This window comes from Phytobacter sp. SCO41, assembly GCF_003073275.1.
In the GTDB taxonomy this organism is placed as follows: domain Bacteria; phylum Pseudomonadota; class Gammaproteobacteria; order Enterobacterales; family Enterobacteriaceae; genus Phytobacter; species Phytobacter diazotrophicus.
The window spans coordinates 5,516,964-5,533,667 of the sequence record NZ_CP027225.1 but is presented as its reverse complement, the minus strand read 5'-3'; the positions used below and the strand labels follow the sequence as shown (position 1 = coordinate 5,533,667).

General features: G+C 53.5%; 15 protein-coding genes and 1 pseudogene. 8 read left to right on the top strand and 8 right to left on the bottom strand.

Annotation, left to right across the window (positions count from 1 at the left end):
* Positions 1-3 precede the first annotated feature (3 nt).
* Complete coding sequence (glnL, locus tag C5523_RS26880; RefSeq protein ID WP_071194771.1) at positions 4-1,053, bottom strand: nitrogen regulation protein NR(II); 1,050 nt, start codon at positions 1,051-1,053, stop codon at positions 4-6.
* A gap of 262 nt (positions 1,054-1,315) precedes the next feature.
* Positions 1,316-2,725 (bottom strand): glutamate--ammonia ligase, encoded by a 1,410-nt coding sequence (gene glnA / locus C5523_RS26875; protein WP_039077370.1) that lies wholly within the window; start codon positions 2,723-2,725, stop codon positions 1,316-1,318.
* Positions 2,726-3,105: 380 nt separating this feature from the next.
* On the opposite strand from glnA, the gene typA reads away from it, so the two are divergent.
* The 5 genes from typA to fabY all read left to right on the top strand — a co-directional run bounded on the left by typA (position 3,106) and on the right by fabY (position 8,059).
* Positions 3,106-4,929 (top strand): ribosome-dependent GTPase TypA, encoded by a 1,824-nt coding sequence (typA, locus tag C5523_RS26865; RefSeq protein ID WP_039077369.1) that lies wholly within the window; start codon positions 3,106-3,108, stop codon positions 4,927-4,929.
* 247 nt (positions 4,930-5,176) lie between these two features.
* Positions 5,177-5,776 carry a glucose-1-phosphatase gene (gene yihX, locus C5523_RS26860; protein WP_039077368.1) on the top strand — a complete coding sequence of 200 codons (600 nt, stop codon included), beginning with the start codon at positions 5,177-5,179 and terminating at the stop codon, positions 5,774-5,776.
* Positions 5,770-6,639, top strand: coding sequence for a virulence factor BrkB family protein (locus tag C5523_RS26855; RefSeq protein ID WP_039077367.1), 870 nt, complete (start codon positions 5,770-5,772; stop codon positions 6,637-6,639). Before yihX ends, C5523_RS26855 begins: the two co-directional genes overlap by 7 nt.
* Positions 6,636-7,073 (top strand): D-aminoacyl-tRNA deacylase, encoded by a 438-nt coding sequence (gene dtd / locus C5523_RS26850; protein ID WP_071194773.1) that lies wholly within the window; start codon positions 6,636-6,638, stop codon positions 7,071-7,073. Before C5523_RS26855 ends, dtd begins: the two co-directional genes overlap by 4 nt.
* Positions 7,074-7,117: 44 nt before the next feature.
* Positions 7,118-8,059: a fatty acid biosynthesis protein FabY gene (fabY, locus tag C5523_RS26845; protein WP_039077365.1), complete on the top strand. Its 942-nt coding sequence runs from the start codon at positions 7,118-7,120 to the stop codon at positions 8,057-8,059.
* Between the two features lie 47 nt (positions 8,060-8,106).
* On the opposite strand, the gene C5523_RS26840 is transcribed toward fabY, so the two are convergent.
* Together C5523_RS26840 and C5523_RS26835 are read right to left on the bottom strand one after the other, a co-directional pair.
* Entirely contained in the window at positions 8,107-8,445 is a 339-nt protein-coding gene (locus C5523_RS26840; RefSeq protein ID WP_108702255.1) for a nuclear transport factor 2 family protein, read from the bottom strand.
* A gap of 96 nt (positions 8,446-8,541) precedes the next feature.
* On the bottom strand, positions 8,542-9,459 hold the full coding sequence (locus tag C5523_RS26835) for an alpha/beta hydrolase (protein WP_079498722.1): 918 nt from the start codon (positions 9,457-9,459) through the stop codon (positions 8,542-8,544).
* Between the two features lie 150 nt (positions 9,460-9,609).
* Between C5523_RS26835 and C5523_RS26830 the strand changes: the two are divergent.
* A pseudogene (locus C5523_RS26830) lies at positions 9,610-9,768 on the top strand (PIN domain-containing protein); the annotation flags it as partial.
* 36 nt (positions 9,769-9,804) lie between these two features.
* Here C5523_RS26830 and fdhE read toward each other — a convergent pair.
* The 4 genes from fdhE to fdnG are packed head-to-tail and all read right to left on the bottom strand — an operon-like array spanning position 9,805 to position 15,328.
* Positions 9,805-10,734: a formate dehydrogenase accessory protein FdhE gene (gene fdhE / locus C5523_RS26825; protein WP_039077362.1), complete on the bottom strand. Its 930-nt coding sequence runs from the start codon at positions 10,732-10,734 to the stop codon at positions 9,805-9,807.
* Entirely contained in the window at positions 10,731-11,366 is a 636-nt protein-coding gene (gene fdoI, locus C5523_RS26820; RefSeq protein ID WP_039077361.1) for a formate dehydrogenase cytochrome b556 subunit, read from the bottom strand. Before fdoI ends, fdhE begins: the two co-directional genes overlap by 4 nt.
* On the bottom strand, positions 11,363-12,265 hold the full coding sequence (fdxH, locus tag C5523_RS26815; RefSeq protein WP_108702253.1) for a formate dehydrogenase subunit beta: 903 nt from the start codon (positions 12,263-12,265) through the stop codon (positions 11,363-11,365). Before fdxH ends, fdoI begins: the two co-directional genes overlap by 4 nt.
* A 12-nt stretch (positions 12,266-12,277) precedes the next feature.
* The gene (gene fdnG, locus C5523_RS26810; protein ID WP_155525427.1) at positions 12,278-15,328 is read right to left on the bottom strand and encodes a formate dehydrogenase-N subunit alpha; all 3,051 of its coding nucleotides are present in this window, start codon (positions 15,326-15,328) and stop codon (positions 12,278-12,280) included.
* Positions 15,329-15,483: 155 nt separating this feature from the next.
* Here fdnG and fdhD point away from each other — a divergent pair, with 155 nt between their 5' ends.
* Together fdhD and C5523_RS26795 are read left to right on the top strand one after the other, a co-directional pair.
* Positions 15,484-16,320: a formate dehydrogenase accessory sulfurtransferase FdhD gene (gene fdhD / locus C5523_RS26800; RefSeq protein ID WP_108702251.1), complete on the top strand. Its 837-nt coding sequence runs from the start codon at positions 15,484-15,486 to the stop codon at positions 16,318-16,320.
* Positions 16,321-16,449: 129 nt separating this feature from the next.
* Positions 16,450-16,662, top strand: a complete 213-nt coding sequence (locus C5523_RS26795) for a YdgH/BhsA/McbA-like domain containing protein (protein WP_039077357.1) — start codon at positions 16,450-16,452, stop codon at positions 16,660-16,662.
* Positions 16,663-16,704: the final 42 nt, after the last annotated feature.

Below are 16,704 nucleotides of genomic sequence, written 5' to 3'. Positions count from 1 at the left end.
CCTCTATTTCCGAATAGGCAGGAACACCGAGAACTCGGTATGGCCTGGCCAACTGGTGAATTCAATTTTGCCAGAGTGTTGATCAATCAAACTTCGTGCGATAGATAACCCTAAGCCAGTACCGCCTTCACGCCCGCTCACCATCGGGTAAAACAGCGTGTCCTGCAGGTTTGACGGAATACCAGGCCCGTTATCTTCCACATCAATACGTGCCGCAAGGCGGTAGCGAACGCCGTGCAGCGTGAGCTGAAACGCGGTGCGGGTACGCAGAATAATTTCGCCGCCCTCGGGTCCCAGCGCCTGGAGTGCGTTGCGAACAATGTTCAGTAGCACCTGTTCAATCTGGTCGGGATCGTGTGCCAGCTCCGGCAGGCTCGGATCATAGTCGCGCACCAGGGTGACGTTTTCGGGTAATTCCATCGACACCAGTTTCACGACACGTTCAGCGACTTTATGAATGCTTTCTGTTACGTGCATACCGGGCTGTTGTGGCCCAAGTAGTCGGTCCACCAGGTTACGCAGACGGTCGGCCTGCTCAATGATGACTTTGGTGTATTCCAGCAACGAAGGGTCAGGCAGGGCTTTGCTTAATAGCTGCGCCGCGCCACGTAAGCCTCCGAGCGGGTTTTTGATTTCATGCGCCAGGCCGCGTACCAGATCGCGCGCTGCCACTTGCTGGGCGTGCTGGAGCTGTTCCTGGCTCAGGCGTCGCTGATTGTCCATCGGTGCCATCTCCAGAAGGATGAGGCCCTCAGGCAACCGTTGCGCCGTTAACGAGAGAATATGTGAACGTCCGTCGATAACGAGGGTGACTTCATTGTCCGTAAAGCCTTGTCCGGCATCGAGACTTTCCCGCATCAGGACGATATTGAGCGAGAAATAACTCAGCAGGTCCGGCAAAGGCGTACCGAATAATTTACGGGAACTTTGCGCCAGAAGTTGTTGTGCCGCCGGGTTGGCGTAATGTACCGCCAGCTCGTCATCAACCAGCAAGATGCTGTTGATTAAAGAATTGAGGATCTGCCCAGCATCGGGCAACGAGCCACTTGCCATCCAGCAGTCTCCCAAAGAATGCACTATTTTAGTGCAGTATAGCGTTTTATAAGTAAATAAGGCGGTAATTCAGGTTGTTGGTGGAGAAAAAAGCCCATCTAGGATGGGCTGAAAGTTTCCACGGCAACAAAATATCCTATGTCTTTCTCGCTACAGCGGCGTTGGCTTCCTTCGCTTACCCCGGTCACATAGATCTCTATGCTCCCGGGGATTCACTCAATCGCCGCCTTGCTGTAACAAGAAATCCCTCGGATTTAAATTATTAAACGCTGTAGTACAGCTCGAACTCTACCGGGTGCGGCGTCATGCGTACGCGGTCGTTTTCTTCGATACGCAGAGCGATGTAAGCATCAATTGCGTCGTCGGTGAATACGCCACCCGCAGTCAGGAACTCGCGGTCTTCGTTCAGGCAGTTCAGTGCTTCTTCCAGAGAGCCTGCAACCTGCGGGATTTCTTTCGCTTCTTCAGCTGGCAGGTCATACAGGTTTTTGTCCATCGCTTCGCCCGGATGGATTTTGTTCTTGATGCCATCAAGACCAGCCATCAGCAGCGCTGCGAAGCACAGGTACGGGTTAGCAGCCGGGTCCGGGAAACGCACTTCAATACGACGCGCTTTCGGAGATGCAACCACCGGAATACGGATGGAAGCTGAACGGTTACGGGCAGAGTAAGCCAGCATGACCGGTGCTTCGTAACCCGGGACCAGACGTTTGTAGGAGTTGGTGGTCGGGTTGGACAGGGCGTTGATCGCTTTAGCGTGTTTAATAACGCCGCCGATGTAGTACAGCGCCTGCTCAGACAGACCAGCATATTTGTCGCCAGAGAACAGGTTTACGCCGTTCTTGGACAGAGACATGTGGCAGTGCATACCGGAACCGTTATCACCGAACATCGGTTTCGGCATAAAGGTTGCGGTTTTACCGAAGCGGTGAGCAACGTTGTGAACCACATATTTGTAGATCTGAATTTCGTCTGCTTTTTTGGTCATGGTATTGAAGCGGGTTGCCACTTCGTTCTGACCAGCAGTTGCAACTTCGTGGTGATGAGCTTCAACAACCAGGCCCATCTCTTCCATTACCAGACACATAGTGGAGCGCAGGTCTTGTGCGGAGTCCACTGGCGGAACCGGGAAGTAACCACCTTTAACAGCCGGACGGTGACCTTTGTTACCGCCTTCGTATTTGGTGGAGGAGTTCCATGCGCCTTCGATATCATCGATAGCAACGTGGGAACCGGAAATAGAGCTGCCGAAACGTACGTCGTCGAACAGGAAGAACTCTGGCTCAGGCCCGAACAGAACGGTGTCTGCGATGCCTGTTGCGCGCAGGTATTCTTCAGCGCGTTTTGCGATGGAGCGCGGGTCGCGATCGTAGCCCTGCATGGTGCCCGGCTCGAGGATATCGCAACGGATGATCAGAGTCGGTTCTTCGTAGAACGGGTCAATGACAGCGGTAGAGGCGTCCGGCATCAGTACCATGTCAGATTCGTTAATGCCTTTCCAGCCACCAATCGAGGAGCCATCAAACATTTTGCCTTCTTCAAAGAAGTCAGCATTTACCTGATGAGCTGGGATCGTGACGTGCTGCTCTTTACCTTTAGTGTCGGTGAAGCGCAAATCAACAAACTTGACTTCGTGCTCGTTCAGCATCGTCAAAACGTGTTCAGCGGACATACTTAAACTCTCCCGGATTTATCATTGTCGTCGTGGTAACGAGGTCTACAATTACGGCGCTAACCTGTCGTTGTTGCCATGAAAAAGATAAAGCGAAATCTATGCCAACTTTTAAATGTCACTAAAAAGGCGCTATTATGCGCACCATAGTGCAAAAGGGCTGCACCACAATGGTTATGTTGCACCAATTCAGTGCTTGCATGTGAACATTGAGCACCGAATTGGTGCAATTTTAGTTGAGCAGCCCGATTTCGCTTCGTGAAAATGATCACAAAGCAACCCTGCAATACTTGTTTGCGGGGGATGTTTGTGATCCTGTTTTGTAGTGCGATTAATCCGTGTACAATAACGCGCTATTTCTAAATGCCTGAGGCAAAGTTGTGATCGAAAATCTGCGTAACATCGCCATCATCGCGCACGTTGACCATGGTAAAACTACCCTGGTTGATAAGCTGCTGCAGCAATCCGGTACGTTTGATGCGCGTGCCGAAACTCAAGAGCGAGTGATGGACTCCAACGATTTGGAGAAAGAGCGTGGGATTACCATCCTGGCTAAAAACACCGCTATCAAATGGAATGATTACCGTATCAACATCGTTGATACCCCGGGGCACGCCGACTTCGGTGGTGAAGTTGAACGTGTCATGTCCATGGTAGATTCCGTTCTGTTGGTCGTTGATGCAATGGATGGTCCGATGCCGCAGACGCGCTTCGTGACCAAAAAAGCCTTTGCTCATGGCCTGAAACCGATTGTTGTTATCAACAAAGTCGACCGTCCGGGCGCACGTCCTGACTGGGTTGTCGATCAGGTATTCGACCTGTTCGTAAACCTTGACGCTACCGACGAACAGCTGGACTTCCCTATCGTTTACGCCTCTGCGCTGAACGGTATCGCGGGTCTGGATCACGAAGATATGGCGGAAGACATGACCCCGCTGTATCAGACCATCGTTGATCGCGTACCGGCACCAAACGTAGACCTTGATGGCCCGCTGCAGATGCAAATCTCCCAGTTGGACTACAACAACTACGTTGGCGTCATCGGTATCGGCCGTATCAAACGCGGTAAAGTGAAACCGAACCAGCAGGTCACTATCATTGATAGCGAAGGCAAAACCCGTAACGGTAAAGTCGGTAAAGTTCTGACCCACCTGGGTCTGGAGCGTATCGAGAGCGATATCGCAGAAGCGGGCGATATCATCGCGATCACCGGTCTGGGCGAGCTGAACATCTCCGACACCATCTGCGATACGCAGAATGTTGAAGCACTGCCGGCACTGTCTGTTGATGAGCCGACCGTAACCATGTTCTTCTGCGTAAACACCTCTCCGTTCTGTGGTAAAGAAGGTAAGTATGTTACCTCTCGTCAGATTCTTGACCGCCTGAACAAAGAGCTGGTACACAACGTTGCGCTGCGCGTAGAAGAAACCGAAGACGCTGATGCATTCCGCGTTTCCGGTCGTGGTGAGCTGCACCTGTCTGTACTGATCGAGAACATGCGTCGTGAAGGTTTCGAGATGGCGGTTTCCCGTCCGAAAGTTATCTTCCGCGAAATCGACGGCCGTAAACAAGAGCCGTTCGAAAACGTCACGCTGGACGTCGAAGAGCAGCACCAGGGTTCTGTGATGCAGGCACTGGGTGAGCGTAAAGGCGACCTGAAAAACATGAATCCAGATGGCAAAGGCCGCGTACGTCTCGACTACGTGATCCCAAGCCGTGGCCTGATCGGCTTCCGTTCAGAGTTCATGACCATGACCTCTGGTACGGGTCTGCTGTACTCCACGTTCAGCCACTACGACGACATTCGTCCGGGCGATGTGGGTCAGCGTCAGAACGGCGTACTGATCTCCAACGGTCAGGGGAAAGCGGTTGCGTTTGCGCTGTTCAGCCTGCAGGACCGCGGTAAGCTGTTCCTGGGCCACGGCGCAGAAGTTTACGAAGGTCAGATCATCGGTATTCACAGCCGTTCTAACGACCTGACTGTAAACTGCCTGACCGGTAAGAAACTGACCAACATGCGTGCGTCCGGTACTGACGAAGCAACGGTTCTGGTTCCGCCGGTTAAGATGACCCTGGAGCAGGCTCTTGAGTTCATCGATGATGACGAACTGGTAGAAGTTACCCCGACCTCTATCCGTATTCGTAAACGTCACCTGACGGAAAACGATCGTCGTCGCGCTAACCGTGGTTCTAAAGAAGACTAATCTTCTTTTTAACCAGATACGTGATGCCGGGCGGGCGTAATAGCCAGCCGGAAAAAAAGCCGCTGCTCTCAGCGGCTTTTTCTTTTGCTGAGTGCGTACCACCTGATGAATGGGGAGGCTTTTTTCATCATCGTTTGTCCGGGAACCTCTACCCATCACAATCCTGTTGCTCGCCAGCGCGGGCAAACTATTCAACTTCTGACTTTCCCGCTACAGTTAACTTTCCACGGAAAATAAGGAGAGAGAGATGCTCTATATCTTTGATTTGGGTAACGTGATCGTTGATATCGACTTCAATCGGGTGCTGGGCGTATGGAGTGACTTTAGCCGTGTGCCGCTTGCGACACTCAAACAGAGTTTCACGATGGGCGAGACGTTCCAGCTTCATGAGCGGGGTGAAATCAGTGATGAAGATTTTGCCAAAGCGCTCTGTGAAGAGATGTCTATGTCGTTAAGCTTTGAGCAGTTCGCAACGGGCTGGCAGGCGGTTTTTGTCTCCCTGCGTAAGGACGTTATCAGCATCATGCAAAAACTGCGTGAGCAGGGGCACCGCGTGGTCGTGCTCTCCAATACCAACAGTCTTCATACCACGTACTGGCCGGATCAATACCCGGAAATTTTGGCTGCCGCCGACCATATTTATCTTTCGCAAGATATGGGGATGCGTAAGCCGGAAGTACGCATCTACCAACGTGTTCTCGAACTGGAAGGCTATAGCGCTGATAATACTGTCTTTTTCGATGATAATGCCAATAATATAGAAGGGGCTAACCAGTTGGGGATCACCAGTATTCTGGTGACGGGTAAGAACACCCTCCCTGACTATTTTGCGAAGCAGTTATGCTGAAATTTATTCGCCATAAAACGAAACACCATACGCGACCCATTTGGTCGTGGCTGAAATTACTCTGGCTGCGTATTGATGAAGACCACATGACAACACTGGCGGGAAATCTCGCCTATGTTTCGTTGCTTTCATTGGTGCCACTCATTGCCGTTATCTTTGCGTTATTTGCCGCTTTTCCGATGTTTTCTGAGGTTAGCATCCAACTGCGTCACTTTGTTTTTGCTAATTTTATTCCGACTACCGGCGATGTGATTCAACGCTATATCGAACAGTTCGTTGCCAATTCAAGCAAAATGACTGCCGTTGGAGCATGTGGGCTGGTGGTCACCTCATTACTGTTGATGTACTCCATCGACAGCGCCCTCAATTCTATCTGGCGCAGTACGCGCGTGCGTCCGCGGATATACTCCTTTGCTGTCTACTGGATGATTTTGACGCTGGGGCCGCTGCTTGCCGGTGCAAGCCTGGCGATAAGCTCTTACTTGCTCTCTCTGCGCTGGGCCAGCGGGCTCAATGGCGCGATAGATAATATGCTGCGCGTTTTCCCGCTCATTTTGTCGTGGATCTCTTTTTGGTTGTTGTACAGCATTGTGCCAACCACCCGCGTGCCCAACCGTGATGCAGTGATTGGTGCTTTTGTCGCCGCTCTATTGTTTGAAGCGGGGAAAAAAGGGTTTGCGCTTTATATCACCACATTTCCTTCTTACCAGCTCATTTATGGCGTGCTGGCGGTGGTCCCGATTTTGTTTCTGTGGGTCTACTGGACATGGTGTATCGTCTTGCTTGGCGCTGAAATAACTGTCACTCTCGGTGAATATCGACGATTAAAAAAAGCCGCAGAACAAGAAGAAGACCAACCATGATTGCATTGATACAACGTGTATCCCAGGCCAGCGTTACCGTGGAGGGTGAAGTGACGGGTGAAATCGGTCCGGGACTTTTGGTGTTGTTAGGTGTCGAAAGGGAAGATGACGAGCAAAAAGCGAACCGCCTGTGCGAGCGCGTACTGGGGTATCGTATTTTCAGTGACGCTGACGGCAAGATGAACCTCAATGTTCAGCAGTCCGGCGGCAGCGTGCTGGTGGTGTCACAATTTACGCTGGCGGCGGATACCGAACGTGGCATGCGTCCTGGCTTTTCCAGAGGGGCCGCGCCGGAAAAGGCGGAGGCGCTGTATGACTATTTCGTCAGTCGCTGCCGTAGCCAGCAGATAGAAACACAGACCGGACGATTCGCCGCAGATATGCAGGTATCGCTGGTTAATGACGGCCCCGTAACGTTCTGGTTGCAAGTATGAGCCAGCTTGCGGAGTTGCCACGGGTAACAAGAGAGAATACAGCTATGTATCACCTTCGCGTACCGCAAACAGAAGAAGAGCTAGAGCTTTACTACCAGTTCCGTTGGGAGATGCTGCGCAAGCCATTGCATCAGCCGAAAGGCTCCGAACGTGACGCCTGGGATGCCATGGCCCATCATCAAATGGTTGTGGATGAAGAAGGCGAAATCGTTGCCGTTGGTCGGTTATATATCAATGCTGACAATGAGGCTTCGATCCGTTTTATGGCCGTCCACCCCTCCGTGCAGGATAAAGGGCTCGGCACGCTGATGGCGATGACGCTGGAGTCTGTCGCGCGCCAGGAAGGTGTGAAGCGGGTGACCTGTAGCGCACGTGAAGATGCGGTAGAGTTCTTTGCAAAGCTGGGTTTTATCAATGAGGGCGAAATCACCGCCCCGCAAACCACCCCGGTGCGCCATTTCCTGATGATCAAACCCGTGGCGACGCTGGATGATATTCTGCATCGCGGCGACTGGTGTGGGCAGTTGCAGCAGGCCTGGTATCAGCATATTCCACTCAGCGAAAAGATGGGTGTGCGCATTCAGCAGTACACCGGTCAGAAATTTATCACCACCATGCCGGAGACGGGCAACCAGAACCCGCACCATACGCTGTTCGCCGGAAGCCTGTTTTCGCTGGCGACGCTAACGGGCTGGGGGCTTATCTGGTTGATGCTGCGTGAGCGGCATCTGGGCGGGACGATTATTCTTGCCGATGCGCATATCCGTTACAGCACGCCAATCACGGGTAAACCGAGCGCAATTGCCGATCTCGGCTCTCTGAGCGGTGACCTCGACAGACTGGCTCGCGGGCGTAAAGCACGTGTTCAGTTGCAGGTTGAACTGTTTGGCGACGATAAACAGGGTGCCTTGTTTGAGGCGGTTTATATCGTATTACCCGCTAAACCTTATGGCGCCTATGAAGAAGGCGGCAACGAAGAAGAGTGATTAGCGAGTCCGGCGCCAGCGCCGGGCTCAACCCAGGCAAAATAAAGCTATTCGGCAAAGTAAAACCACGCGGTTTTAATCAAACCATCCTGAATCTCATACACCGCCATATTCTCGATAACCTGCTCGCCGATGCCATAGATTTTTTCGTGATCGAACACCTTATTTCCCATCACGGTGCGGCTAAGCAACTCCGCCCTCAGCGCCGGGTTGTTAAAACGATGCTGGCTGTAAAATGCGCGCAGCGCTTCCCGACCACGGGTGGAAGGGGATGTGGCGGGCATACGCCATGCGGTAAAATCTTCGCTAAAACAGGCCACGAACATCTCAATGTCATGGGCGTTATAAGCGGCAAATTGTTTTTCGACGGGCGCAACGATGGACATGGTGTTTCCTTGCTTCGTTAAGGGGTGTTTCTTCCTTTCAGCTATCTCTTGCAGCGCTAATGAACCTTCACCGCTACGCAAACCTTCCTGAAGTTCTCAATGTGGTAATGCTCTCAACCGCCATGCCACATCTCTTATCGCCCCGCGAGCTGTTTTGCTGATGCCAGCAAGCTGAAAGAAACCGTGAATCACCCCAAGATGGTGCTGGCAGGAACATGCCACCCCTTGCTCGGTCAGCCGTTGAAACAATGCTTCGCCTTCATCGCAGAGCGGGTCATATTCGGCAGTAAGAATATGCACCGGAGGAAGACCGTTAAAATCATCGCGCCAGAGCGGGCTGGCTTCCGGATGCATGGGATCCGTGTCACCGAGATATAGCTCATAGCCACTGAGCAGCGCGTCACGGGTAATCACATAGTCCTCGCCGTTGCTGGTATAGCTTTCAAAATAGGCGGTCGCATCGAGCATGGGATAAATCAGGATCAATTGAGCGGGTTGCCATACCTGCGCGGCTTTAAGACGAAGTGCCGTAACCAGCGCCAGATGACCACCCGCGCTGTCTCCTGCGAGGGTAACTTTTTGCCGATCCACGCCCAGCTCATCGGCGTATTGCCAGATAATTTCTGCCCCTCTGTACGCGTCATCATGCGCGGCAGGAAAGGGATGTTCCGGGGCCAGACGATATTGCACCGCAATCACCCGACAGCCGCTATGAAAAGCGAGCTGGCGTAACTGGTTGTCATGGGTGGCAAACTCGCCGCTGATAAAGCAGCCGCCGTGGTAATAGACAAGCGTTGGCAATGGGCCGGTTGCCTCAAGCGGGGAGATAACGCGAAACGCCATACCATCGAGATGCACATCTTCTACGTTTACCCGGGTTTCCGTTTCGCCCGCCAGCACGGTACTGGCGATGTAGCCCGCCCTCCGTTCATCAATACTTTTATCTCGCGAGGATGGCCGCCCGGCGGCAATAAACTCCCTGACCAGCTCTGCAATTCCGATTTCCAGCGCCATTACCACATCTCCATTCTGTATATATATCCAGTGTTATAACCTGGATTGACGTCGGTGGGAAAGGTGATTTTCAGGAGGCGAGTGAATCTGGAAAGCGTCTCGCAAAGATGAAATACAGGCAGAAAGGCGCCTTATTCATGCACAGGTTAGATTGCAGAGCGGAGCGGTAAACTGCGGCAAGAATATGGCATGACGCAGCCAGACGCCATAATCCTGGCGACAGCGCAGCTTCATCGCCGTGAATGGGTGACACGAAATACCCGTGATTTTGCCGGTGTAGCGGGAGTGATCACACCGTATCAACTGTAGCCGGGCGCATGGGCAACCCGGCACAGTTAATGGCGCTTACTCCCCTTCGCCCGGGAAGAGGAATGGATTGATGGAACTGCGGGCGAACCCTTCCTGTTCCATACGGGCATCAAGCACCAGTGAAGCTAAATCATCGGCAACAGGCTCCACATTCGGATCTTTTTCCTGATACAGAATCTTCAGATAGGTGCCGCAATCGCCACAGCTTTCGGCTTTGATTGCCGCCTTCTCGTTGTCCAGCGACCAGTAGTGTAAGTCGCGAGTCTGCTCGCAGTTGCTGCATTTGACGCGCACCACGTGCCACTCGGTTTCACAAAGATTGCAGTGCAGATAGCGCAACCCCTGGGTGGTGCCGATATGCACAACGCTTGAAACAGGTATCGATCCGCATACCGGGCAGAACTGACGTTGCTCGCCATATTCCGCACGGGCTTTGCCGGGGATCAGGCTGGCCATTTGCGACCAGTAGAGAGAAAGCGCAGCCCAAATAAACGGCGCTTTATCGCTACTCACCGCGCTAAAATCAGACGCAAACAGCGCGCTGGCCATCTGCTCCAGCTCCTGTTCGGAGGATTTTTCCAGATTTTCAATGACGGCCAGCGCAGGTCCACTCATTTCCGGTTTGAGTTCGGCAATGAGGGAGTGCAGCAGCCGGTGCCAGTGCTTATCGCGCGGCAGGACATGGATATCCAGCGGCGGCTTGCCCTCAGCGGCGGCCTGTTTGATACGTGCTGTCAGATCGATTTCCAGCGGATGGTCGTACAGCACCACCTCCTGGGCATGGGCGATCAGCGCGGCAAAACGCAGGTAATCACCCAGCGGATTGTGCTCTGCTAACGCGCGCAGGCGTTCTGCCCGGCGGTTATAGAGATTTTTCAGTCTGGGGAATAATAACGGCGGAATCACTTCCGCCGTGCGTTTCTCGCTCTTCTCCAGCTCGTCTTGCGGGATTATGCGAATACTCATTCCGTCGTTTTTTCCTCTTTCTGGCGGACTTCACGGTACCAGCGCGGGTGATGTTTCTTCGCCCACGTTTTGGTTACCCAGCCTTCCACCATGGCGGTTATCGTGCCCTTCACCCATAGTGCGGCGTAGATATGCACCATAATAACCACAATTAACGCTACTGCGGCAAACGAATGAACCATAATCGCAATTCGAATGACCGGGATAGAGAAAACGGGTGCGAAGTACGGACGCCACATGATGATGCCGCTCACCAGCAACAACACCAGGAAGAGAATCGCCGCCCAGAACACACATTTCTGGCCGAAGTTATAGCGCCCGGTATCACCCACTTCCTCGTTGACGACGATCTTACGAATATTCTTCGCCCAAAAGATATCATCCCGATTGATTAGGTTGTGATGCCAGTAGCGGAAGAACATGATGATGAACGACGCGAACATCACCACCCCAACAAACGGGTGCAGAATACGCGCTAACTGCGGCGTACCCAGAATGTGCATCAGCCAGTTAAAGGACGGGAAGAAAAAGCCCAGCCCGCTCACCGCCGCCAGCACGAAGCAGAAGGCGGTGACCCAATGGTTGATGCGTTCCGGCGCCGTGTAGCGCACGATGGTGTCACGTCTTTTCATTTGCGCACCTCGTCTTTTTCTTCATGCAGATTGTCGTCTTCTTCCTCTGCGCGGTTTGGACCGACACCGACGTAGTGGAAGATACTGGCTGCAAATGTCGCTGCAAAACCCACAGCGGCCAGCGGCTTCCAGATACCTTTCCAGAACTTCACGGTTTCGCTGATTTCCGGGTTTTCCGGCAGGCCGTGATACAGATTCGGCTTGTCGGCATGGTGCAGTACGTACATGACGTGTGTACCACCAACGCCGGCCGGATCGTACAGGCCCGCATTGTCATAACCCCGAGTTTTCAGCTCCGCCACGCGTTCGCCTGCCAGCGTTTTCATATCCTCTTTGCTACCAAAGTGGATAGCGCCGGTCGGGCACGTTTTCACGCAGGCCGGTTCCTGACCGACGGTAACGCGGTCTACGCACAGCGTACATTTGTAGACGCGGTTGTCTTCCGGGTTCAGGCGCGGCACGTTGAACGGGCAGCCTGCAATGCAGTAGCCGCAGCCAATACACTGTTCAGACTGGAAGTCGACAATCCCGTTGGCATACTGAATGATAGCCCCTTCTGAGGGACATGCCTTCAGACAACCCGGATCGGCACAGTGCATGCAGCCGTCTTTGCGGATAAGCCATTCCAGTTTGTCGTTCTGCTCCACTTCGGAAAAACGCATAACTGTCCATGACTTAGCGGTCAGGTCAGCCGGGTTATCGTAAACCCCGACGTTATGTCCCACTTCATCACGAATATCGTTCCACTCCGAGCAGGCTACCTGACAGGCTTTACACCCAATACAGGTGGTGACGTCGATAAGCTTCGCCACCTCCTGCTGGTGATCCCGCGCCTGTGGCGCGGGGGTAAAACCGTTAGTGGCGGAACGACGGATAATATCTTGAGATTGGTAAGCCATAATTCGTCTCCGCTATACCTTTTCCACATTCACCAGGAAGGCCTTAAACTCCGGCGTCTGGGTGTTTGCGTCACCGACAAACGGGGTAAGGGTGTTCGCGATAAAGCCTTTCTTCGCCACGCCTTCATAACCCCAGTGAATGGGAATACCGATGGTATCCACCTCTTTGCCGTGTACGTTCAGTGTGCGGATACGCTTGGTCACCACAGCCTTGGCTTTGATATAGCCGCGGTTGGAGGAGACTTTCACGGTATCGCCCTGCACGATCCCCAGCTTGCCCGCCAGCTTTTCACCGATTTCCACAAACTGCTCCGGCTGTGCGATCGCGTTCAGCAATGCGTGCTTGGTCCAGTAGTGGAAGTGTTCGGTAAGGCGGTAAGTGGTGCCGACATACGGGAATTTATCCGCTTTACCCATCGCGGCCATGTCGTCTTTAAAGACGCGCGCGGCCGGGTTCGAGACCACATTCGGGTGCAGCGGGTTAGTGCCCAGCGGTGTTTCAAACGGCTCGTAATGTTCCGGGAACGGCCCTTCCGCCATCTTATCGATAGCGAACAGGCGGCCCATCCCTTCCGGCTGCATGATAAACGGCCCCACATCGCTGCCCGGTGCTGCAGTGCTGTAGTCCGGGATATCCGCGCCGCCCCATTTCGCGCCGTCCCATTTCAGGATCTGGCGTTTCGGATCCCACGGTTTACCCTGCGGGTCAGCGGAGGCGCGGTTATACAGGATGCGACGGTTAAGCGGCCACGCCCATGCCCAGCCGAGCGTATTGCCAAGGCCTGACGGGTCGGCATTATCGCGTTTGGCCATCTGGTTGCCGTCCGGCGTCCAGCTACCGGCGAAAATCCAGCATCCGCTGGAGGTGGTACCGTCGTCACGTAACTGGGCGAACGAACTGAGCTGCTGACCTTTTTTCACGAGGACCGTATTGGTAACCGGATCGATAATATCCGCCAGCGCCTTGCCGTTACTCTCCATTGCCACCTCTTCCGAAGCCGGTTCGTGTGGTGTGGAGTAGTTCCAGGTCATGCTCAGCACCTGTTCAGGGTTAGCACCGCCCTCTTCGGCGTACATTTTGCGCAGGCGCAGGAAGATGCCTGCCAGAATCTCACCGTCGGTGACCGCTTCCCCCGGCGCATCCTGACCTTTCCAGTGCCATTGCAGCCAGCGGCCGGAGTTCACGATGGAGCCGTTCTCTTCGGCAAAGCAGGTGCAGGGCAGGCGGAACACTTCGGTCTGGATTTTCGATGAATCAACATCGTTCGACTCGCCATGGTTCTGCCAGAACGTGGAGGTTTCCGTGTTCAGCGGGTCGATGGTCACCAGGAATTTCAGTTTCGACAGTGCCGCCACAACTTTGTTTTTGTTCGGGAACGATGCGACCGGGTTGAAACCCTGGCAGATATAACCGTTCACCTGACCTTTAAACATCATGTCGAAATACTGCAGGACGTCGTAACTCTTGTCCCACTTCGGCAGCAAGTCGAAGCCCCAACTGTTTTCTTTCGTCGCTTTTTCGCCATAGAAGGCTTTCATCATCGAGACGAAGAATTTCGAGTAGTTGCCCCAGTAGTTCACCTGACCCTGCAACAACGGTTTTGGCGTGTTTGCCGTCAGGTAGGTTTGCAGATCCGTCTGTTTCTCGCTTGGCAGCGTCATATAACCCGGCAGGCTTTGCGACAGCAGGCCTAAGTCGGTCAGCCCCTGAATATTGGAGTGGCCGCGCAGGGCGTTAACACCGCCGCCCGCCATCCCCATGTTGCCGAGCAGCAATTGGATCATCGCCATGGTACGGATGTTCTGCGCACCAACAGAGTGTTGCGTCCAGCCCAGCGCGTACAGGAACGACGCAGTTTTGTCGTGGGCACTGGTTTCCGCGATGTATTCACAGACTTTCAGGAAGTCCGCTTTTGGCGTACCGCAGATGTTTTCCACGACCTCTGGCGTATAGCGAGAAACGTGTTGTTTCAGTAAATTCCACACGCAGCGTGGATGGGTCAGGGTGGTATCGCGTTTAGCGAAGCCCTGTTCATCCAGCTCATAGTTCCAGCTTGAACGGTCATATTTGCGTTTTTCCGCGTCATAGCCGGTAAACAGGCCGTCTTCAAAGCCGAAGTCCTCACGCACGATCAGGCTGGCGTTGGTGTAGGCTTCGGTGTATTCGCGGTTGTATTTTTCATTTGTCAGCAGATACAGCAGAACCCCGGAGAGGAAAGCGATATCCGTCCCGGAACGAATGGGCGTGTAAAAGTCCGCGACCGAAGCGGTACGCGTAAATCGAGGATCGATAACGATTAATTTGGCGCCATTATGGATTTTTGCTTCCATCGCCCAGCGGAATCCCACCGGATGCGCTTCAGCAGCGTTCCCTCCCATCACGATGATGAGATTGGCGTTTTTCATATCTACCCAGTGGTTGGTCATCGCACCGCGACCAAATGTTGGAGCAAGACTTGCTACCGTTGGTCCGTGTCAGACACGCGCCTGGTTATCCACGGCGAGCATGCCGAGGGCGCGGGTAAATTTCTGGGTTAAATAACCGGTTTCGTTACTGGATGCGGAGGCGCACAGCATACCGGTGGAGAGCCAACGGTTGACGGTGGTGCCTTCGGCGTTTTGCGCGATGTAGTTGGCATCGCGGTCTTTTTTGATCAGTTTTGCGATGCGATCAAACGCGTCATCCCAGGTGATTTGTTGCCATTTGTCGGAGCCTGGCGCACGGTATTCTGGATATTTCAGGCGGCTTTCTGAATGAATAAAATCCACCAGACCTGCACCTTTCGGGCAGAGCGCGCCACGGTTGACCGGGTGATCCGGGTCGCCTTCGATATGGAAAATAGATGCTTTGGCGTTTTTCGCGCCGTCGCCGAGGCTATACATTAAAAGCCCACAGCCGACAGAACAGTATGTGCAGGTATTTCGCGTTTCACGGGTGCGCAGTAATTTGTATTGCCGCGTCTCCGCCAGTGCTACGCTTGGGGCAAAGCCCAGCGCCGCTGCCGTTGTACCTGCCATACCGCCAGCGCAGATCTTAAAGAACTGCCTTCTGCTGACCTGCATGGTTTGCTCCTTGTTTCGACATTGTCACGAGGTTTTTTTTACTTTGCGGTCGTCGCCGCAAAGGTACAAAATTGCTGTAAATCCCCTGGCCCAAAAGGGGTATGACTCAGAATACCACATTGCGGTTACGCCTGTTTTAATTCGGTTAATACAACGTGAACAAAATCCATACTGAACAATACGAAGTTGCTACTCAGATCACAGGTTCCCGCCAGGTCGCACTCTGGAAGCGCGATGATCTGCAACATTCTCATCCCGATGTGTTAGCGGAGGAAGTGCCCGTTGCGCTGGTTTATAACGGCATTTCTCATGTGGTGATGATGGCCTCCCCCAAAGACCTGGAGTGGTTTGCCGTCGGTTTTTCCCTCTCCGAAGGGATTATCGAAACCCGCCAGGAAATTTTTGGTATGGAGGTGGTGCCGTCCTGCAATGGTCTGGAAGTGCAGATTGAGCTTTCCAGCCGTCGGTTTATGGGTCTAAAAGAGCGTCGTCGCGCGCTGGCCGGGCGGACAGGGTGTGGCGTGTGCGGCGTTGAGCAACTGAACGACATTGGCAAACCCGTCGCACCACTGCCGTTTACGCAGACATTTGATCTGGCAAATTTGGACCAGGCGCTGGCGCATCTCACCGATTTCCAGCCGATTGGCAAACTTACGGGCTGTACCCATGCGGCCGCCTGGATGCTACCTTCCGGGCAACTTGTGGGTGGGCATGAGGACGTGGGGCGTCACGTGGCGCTGGATAAGCTGCTTGGTCATCGCGCCCATGAAGGGGTGTCCTGGCAGACGGGAGCGGCGCTGGTCTCCAGCCGCGCGAGCTATGAAATGGTGCAGAAATCCGCCATGTGCGGCGTGGAAATTCTGTTTGCCGTTTCCGCTGCGACCACGTTGGCCGTTGAGGTTGCTGAGCGCTGCAACCTCACGCTGGTGGGTTTTTGCAAGCCGGGCAGGGCAACGATTTATACCCATCCGCAGCGTTTGATTGCGGGTTAAGATATAAATCAGTTTTTTTGAATGTTGAGAGCAAATTCTTCCGCTTTTTGTTGATGAGGTTCAGGTCTAGTATTTATTTCATCGAGGCACAACGCCTCACCTCAACAAAAATTCAGAAGGGTTTATATCATGAAAAGCATCAAAACTTTTGTCGCAGTTATCGCTCTGGCTTCTTCTTTCGGTTCATTCGCTGCACAGACAGTGACCGCAACCTCCTCCACAATGGACGGTGCAGAAGCGAAAATCGCCGCTCAGGCTCAGCAGGCTGGTGCCTCTTCTTACCACATCACCGAAGCTTTCACCGGTGATCGCGTGCACATGACCGCAGAACTGACCAAATAAGCGTAACACTGTCGAAAGAGCGCCTGCGGGCGCTTTTTTCGT

Bases quoted from the DNA above. Each gene is read 5' to 3' on its own strand.
- glnL (WP_071194771.1), bottom strand. From the start codon at position 1,053: ATGGCAAGTGGCTCGTTGCCCGATGCTGGGCAGATCCTCAATTCTTTA.
- glnA (WP_039077370.1), bottom strand. From the start codon at position 2,725: ATGTCCGCTGAACACGTTTTGACGATGCTGAACGAGCACGAAGTCAAG.
- yihX (WP_039077368.1), top strand. From the start codon at position 5,177: ATGCTCTATATCTTTGATTTGGGTAACGTGATCGTTGATATCGACTTC.
- C5523_RS26855 (WP_039077367.1), top strand. From the start codon at position 5,770: ATGCTGAAATTTATTCGCCATAAAACGAAACACCATACGCGACCCATT.
- dtd (WP_071194773.1), top strand. From the start codon at position 6,636: ATGATTGCATTGATACAACGTGTATCCCAGGCCAGCGTTACCGTGGAG.
- fabY (WP_039077365.1), top strand. From the start codon at position 7,118: ATGTATCACCTTCGCGTACCGCAAACAGAAGAAGAGCTAGAGCTTTAC.
- C5523_RS26840 (WP_108702255.1), bottom strand. From the start codon at position 8,445: ATGTCCATCGTTGCGCCCGTCGAAAAACAATTTGCCGCTTATAACGCC.
- C5523_RS26835 (WP_079498722.1), bottom strand. From the start codon at position 9,459: ATGGCGCTGGAAATCGGAATTGCAGAGCTGGTCAGGGAGTTTATTGCC.
- fdhE (WP_039077362.1), bottom strand. From the start codon at position 10,734: ATGAGTATTCGCATAATCCCGCAAGACGAGCTGGAGAAGAGCGAGAAA.
- fdoI (WP_039077361.1), bottom strand. From the start codon at position 11,366: ATGAAAAGACGTGACACCATCGTGCGCTACACGGCGCCGGAACGCATC.
- fdxH (WP_108702253.1), bottom strand. From the start codon at position 12,265: ATGGCTTACCAATCTCAAGATATTATCCGTCGTTCCGCCACTAACGGT.
- C5523_RS26795 (WP_039077357.1), top strand. From the start codon at position 16,450: ATGAAAAGCATCAAAACTTTTGTCGCAGTTATCGCTCTGGCTTCTTCT.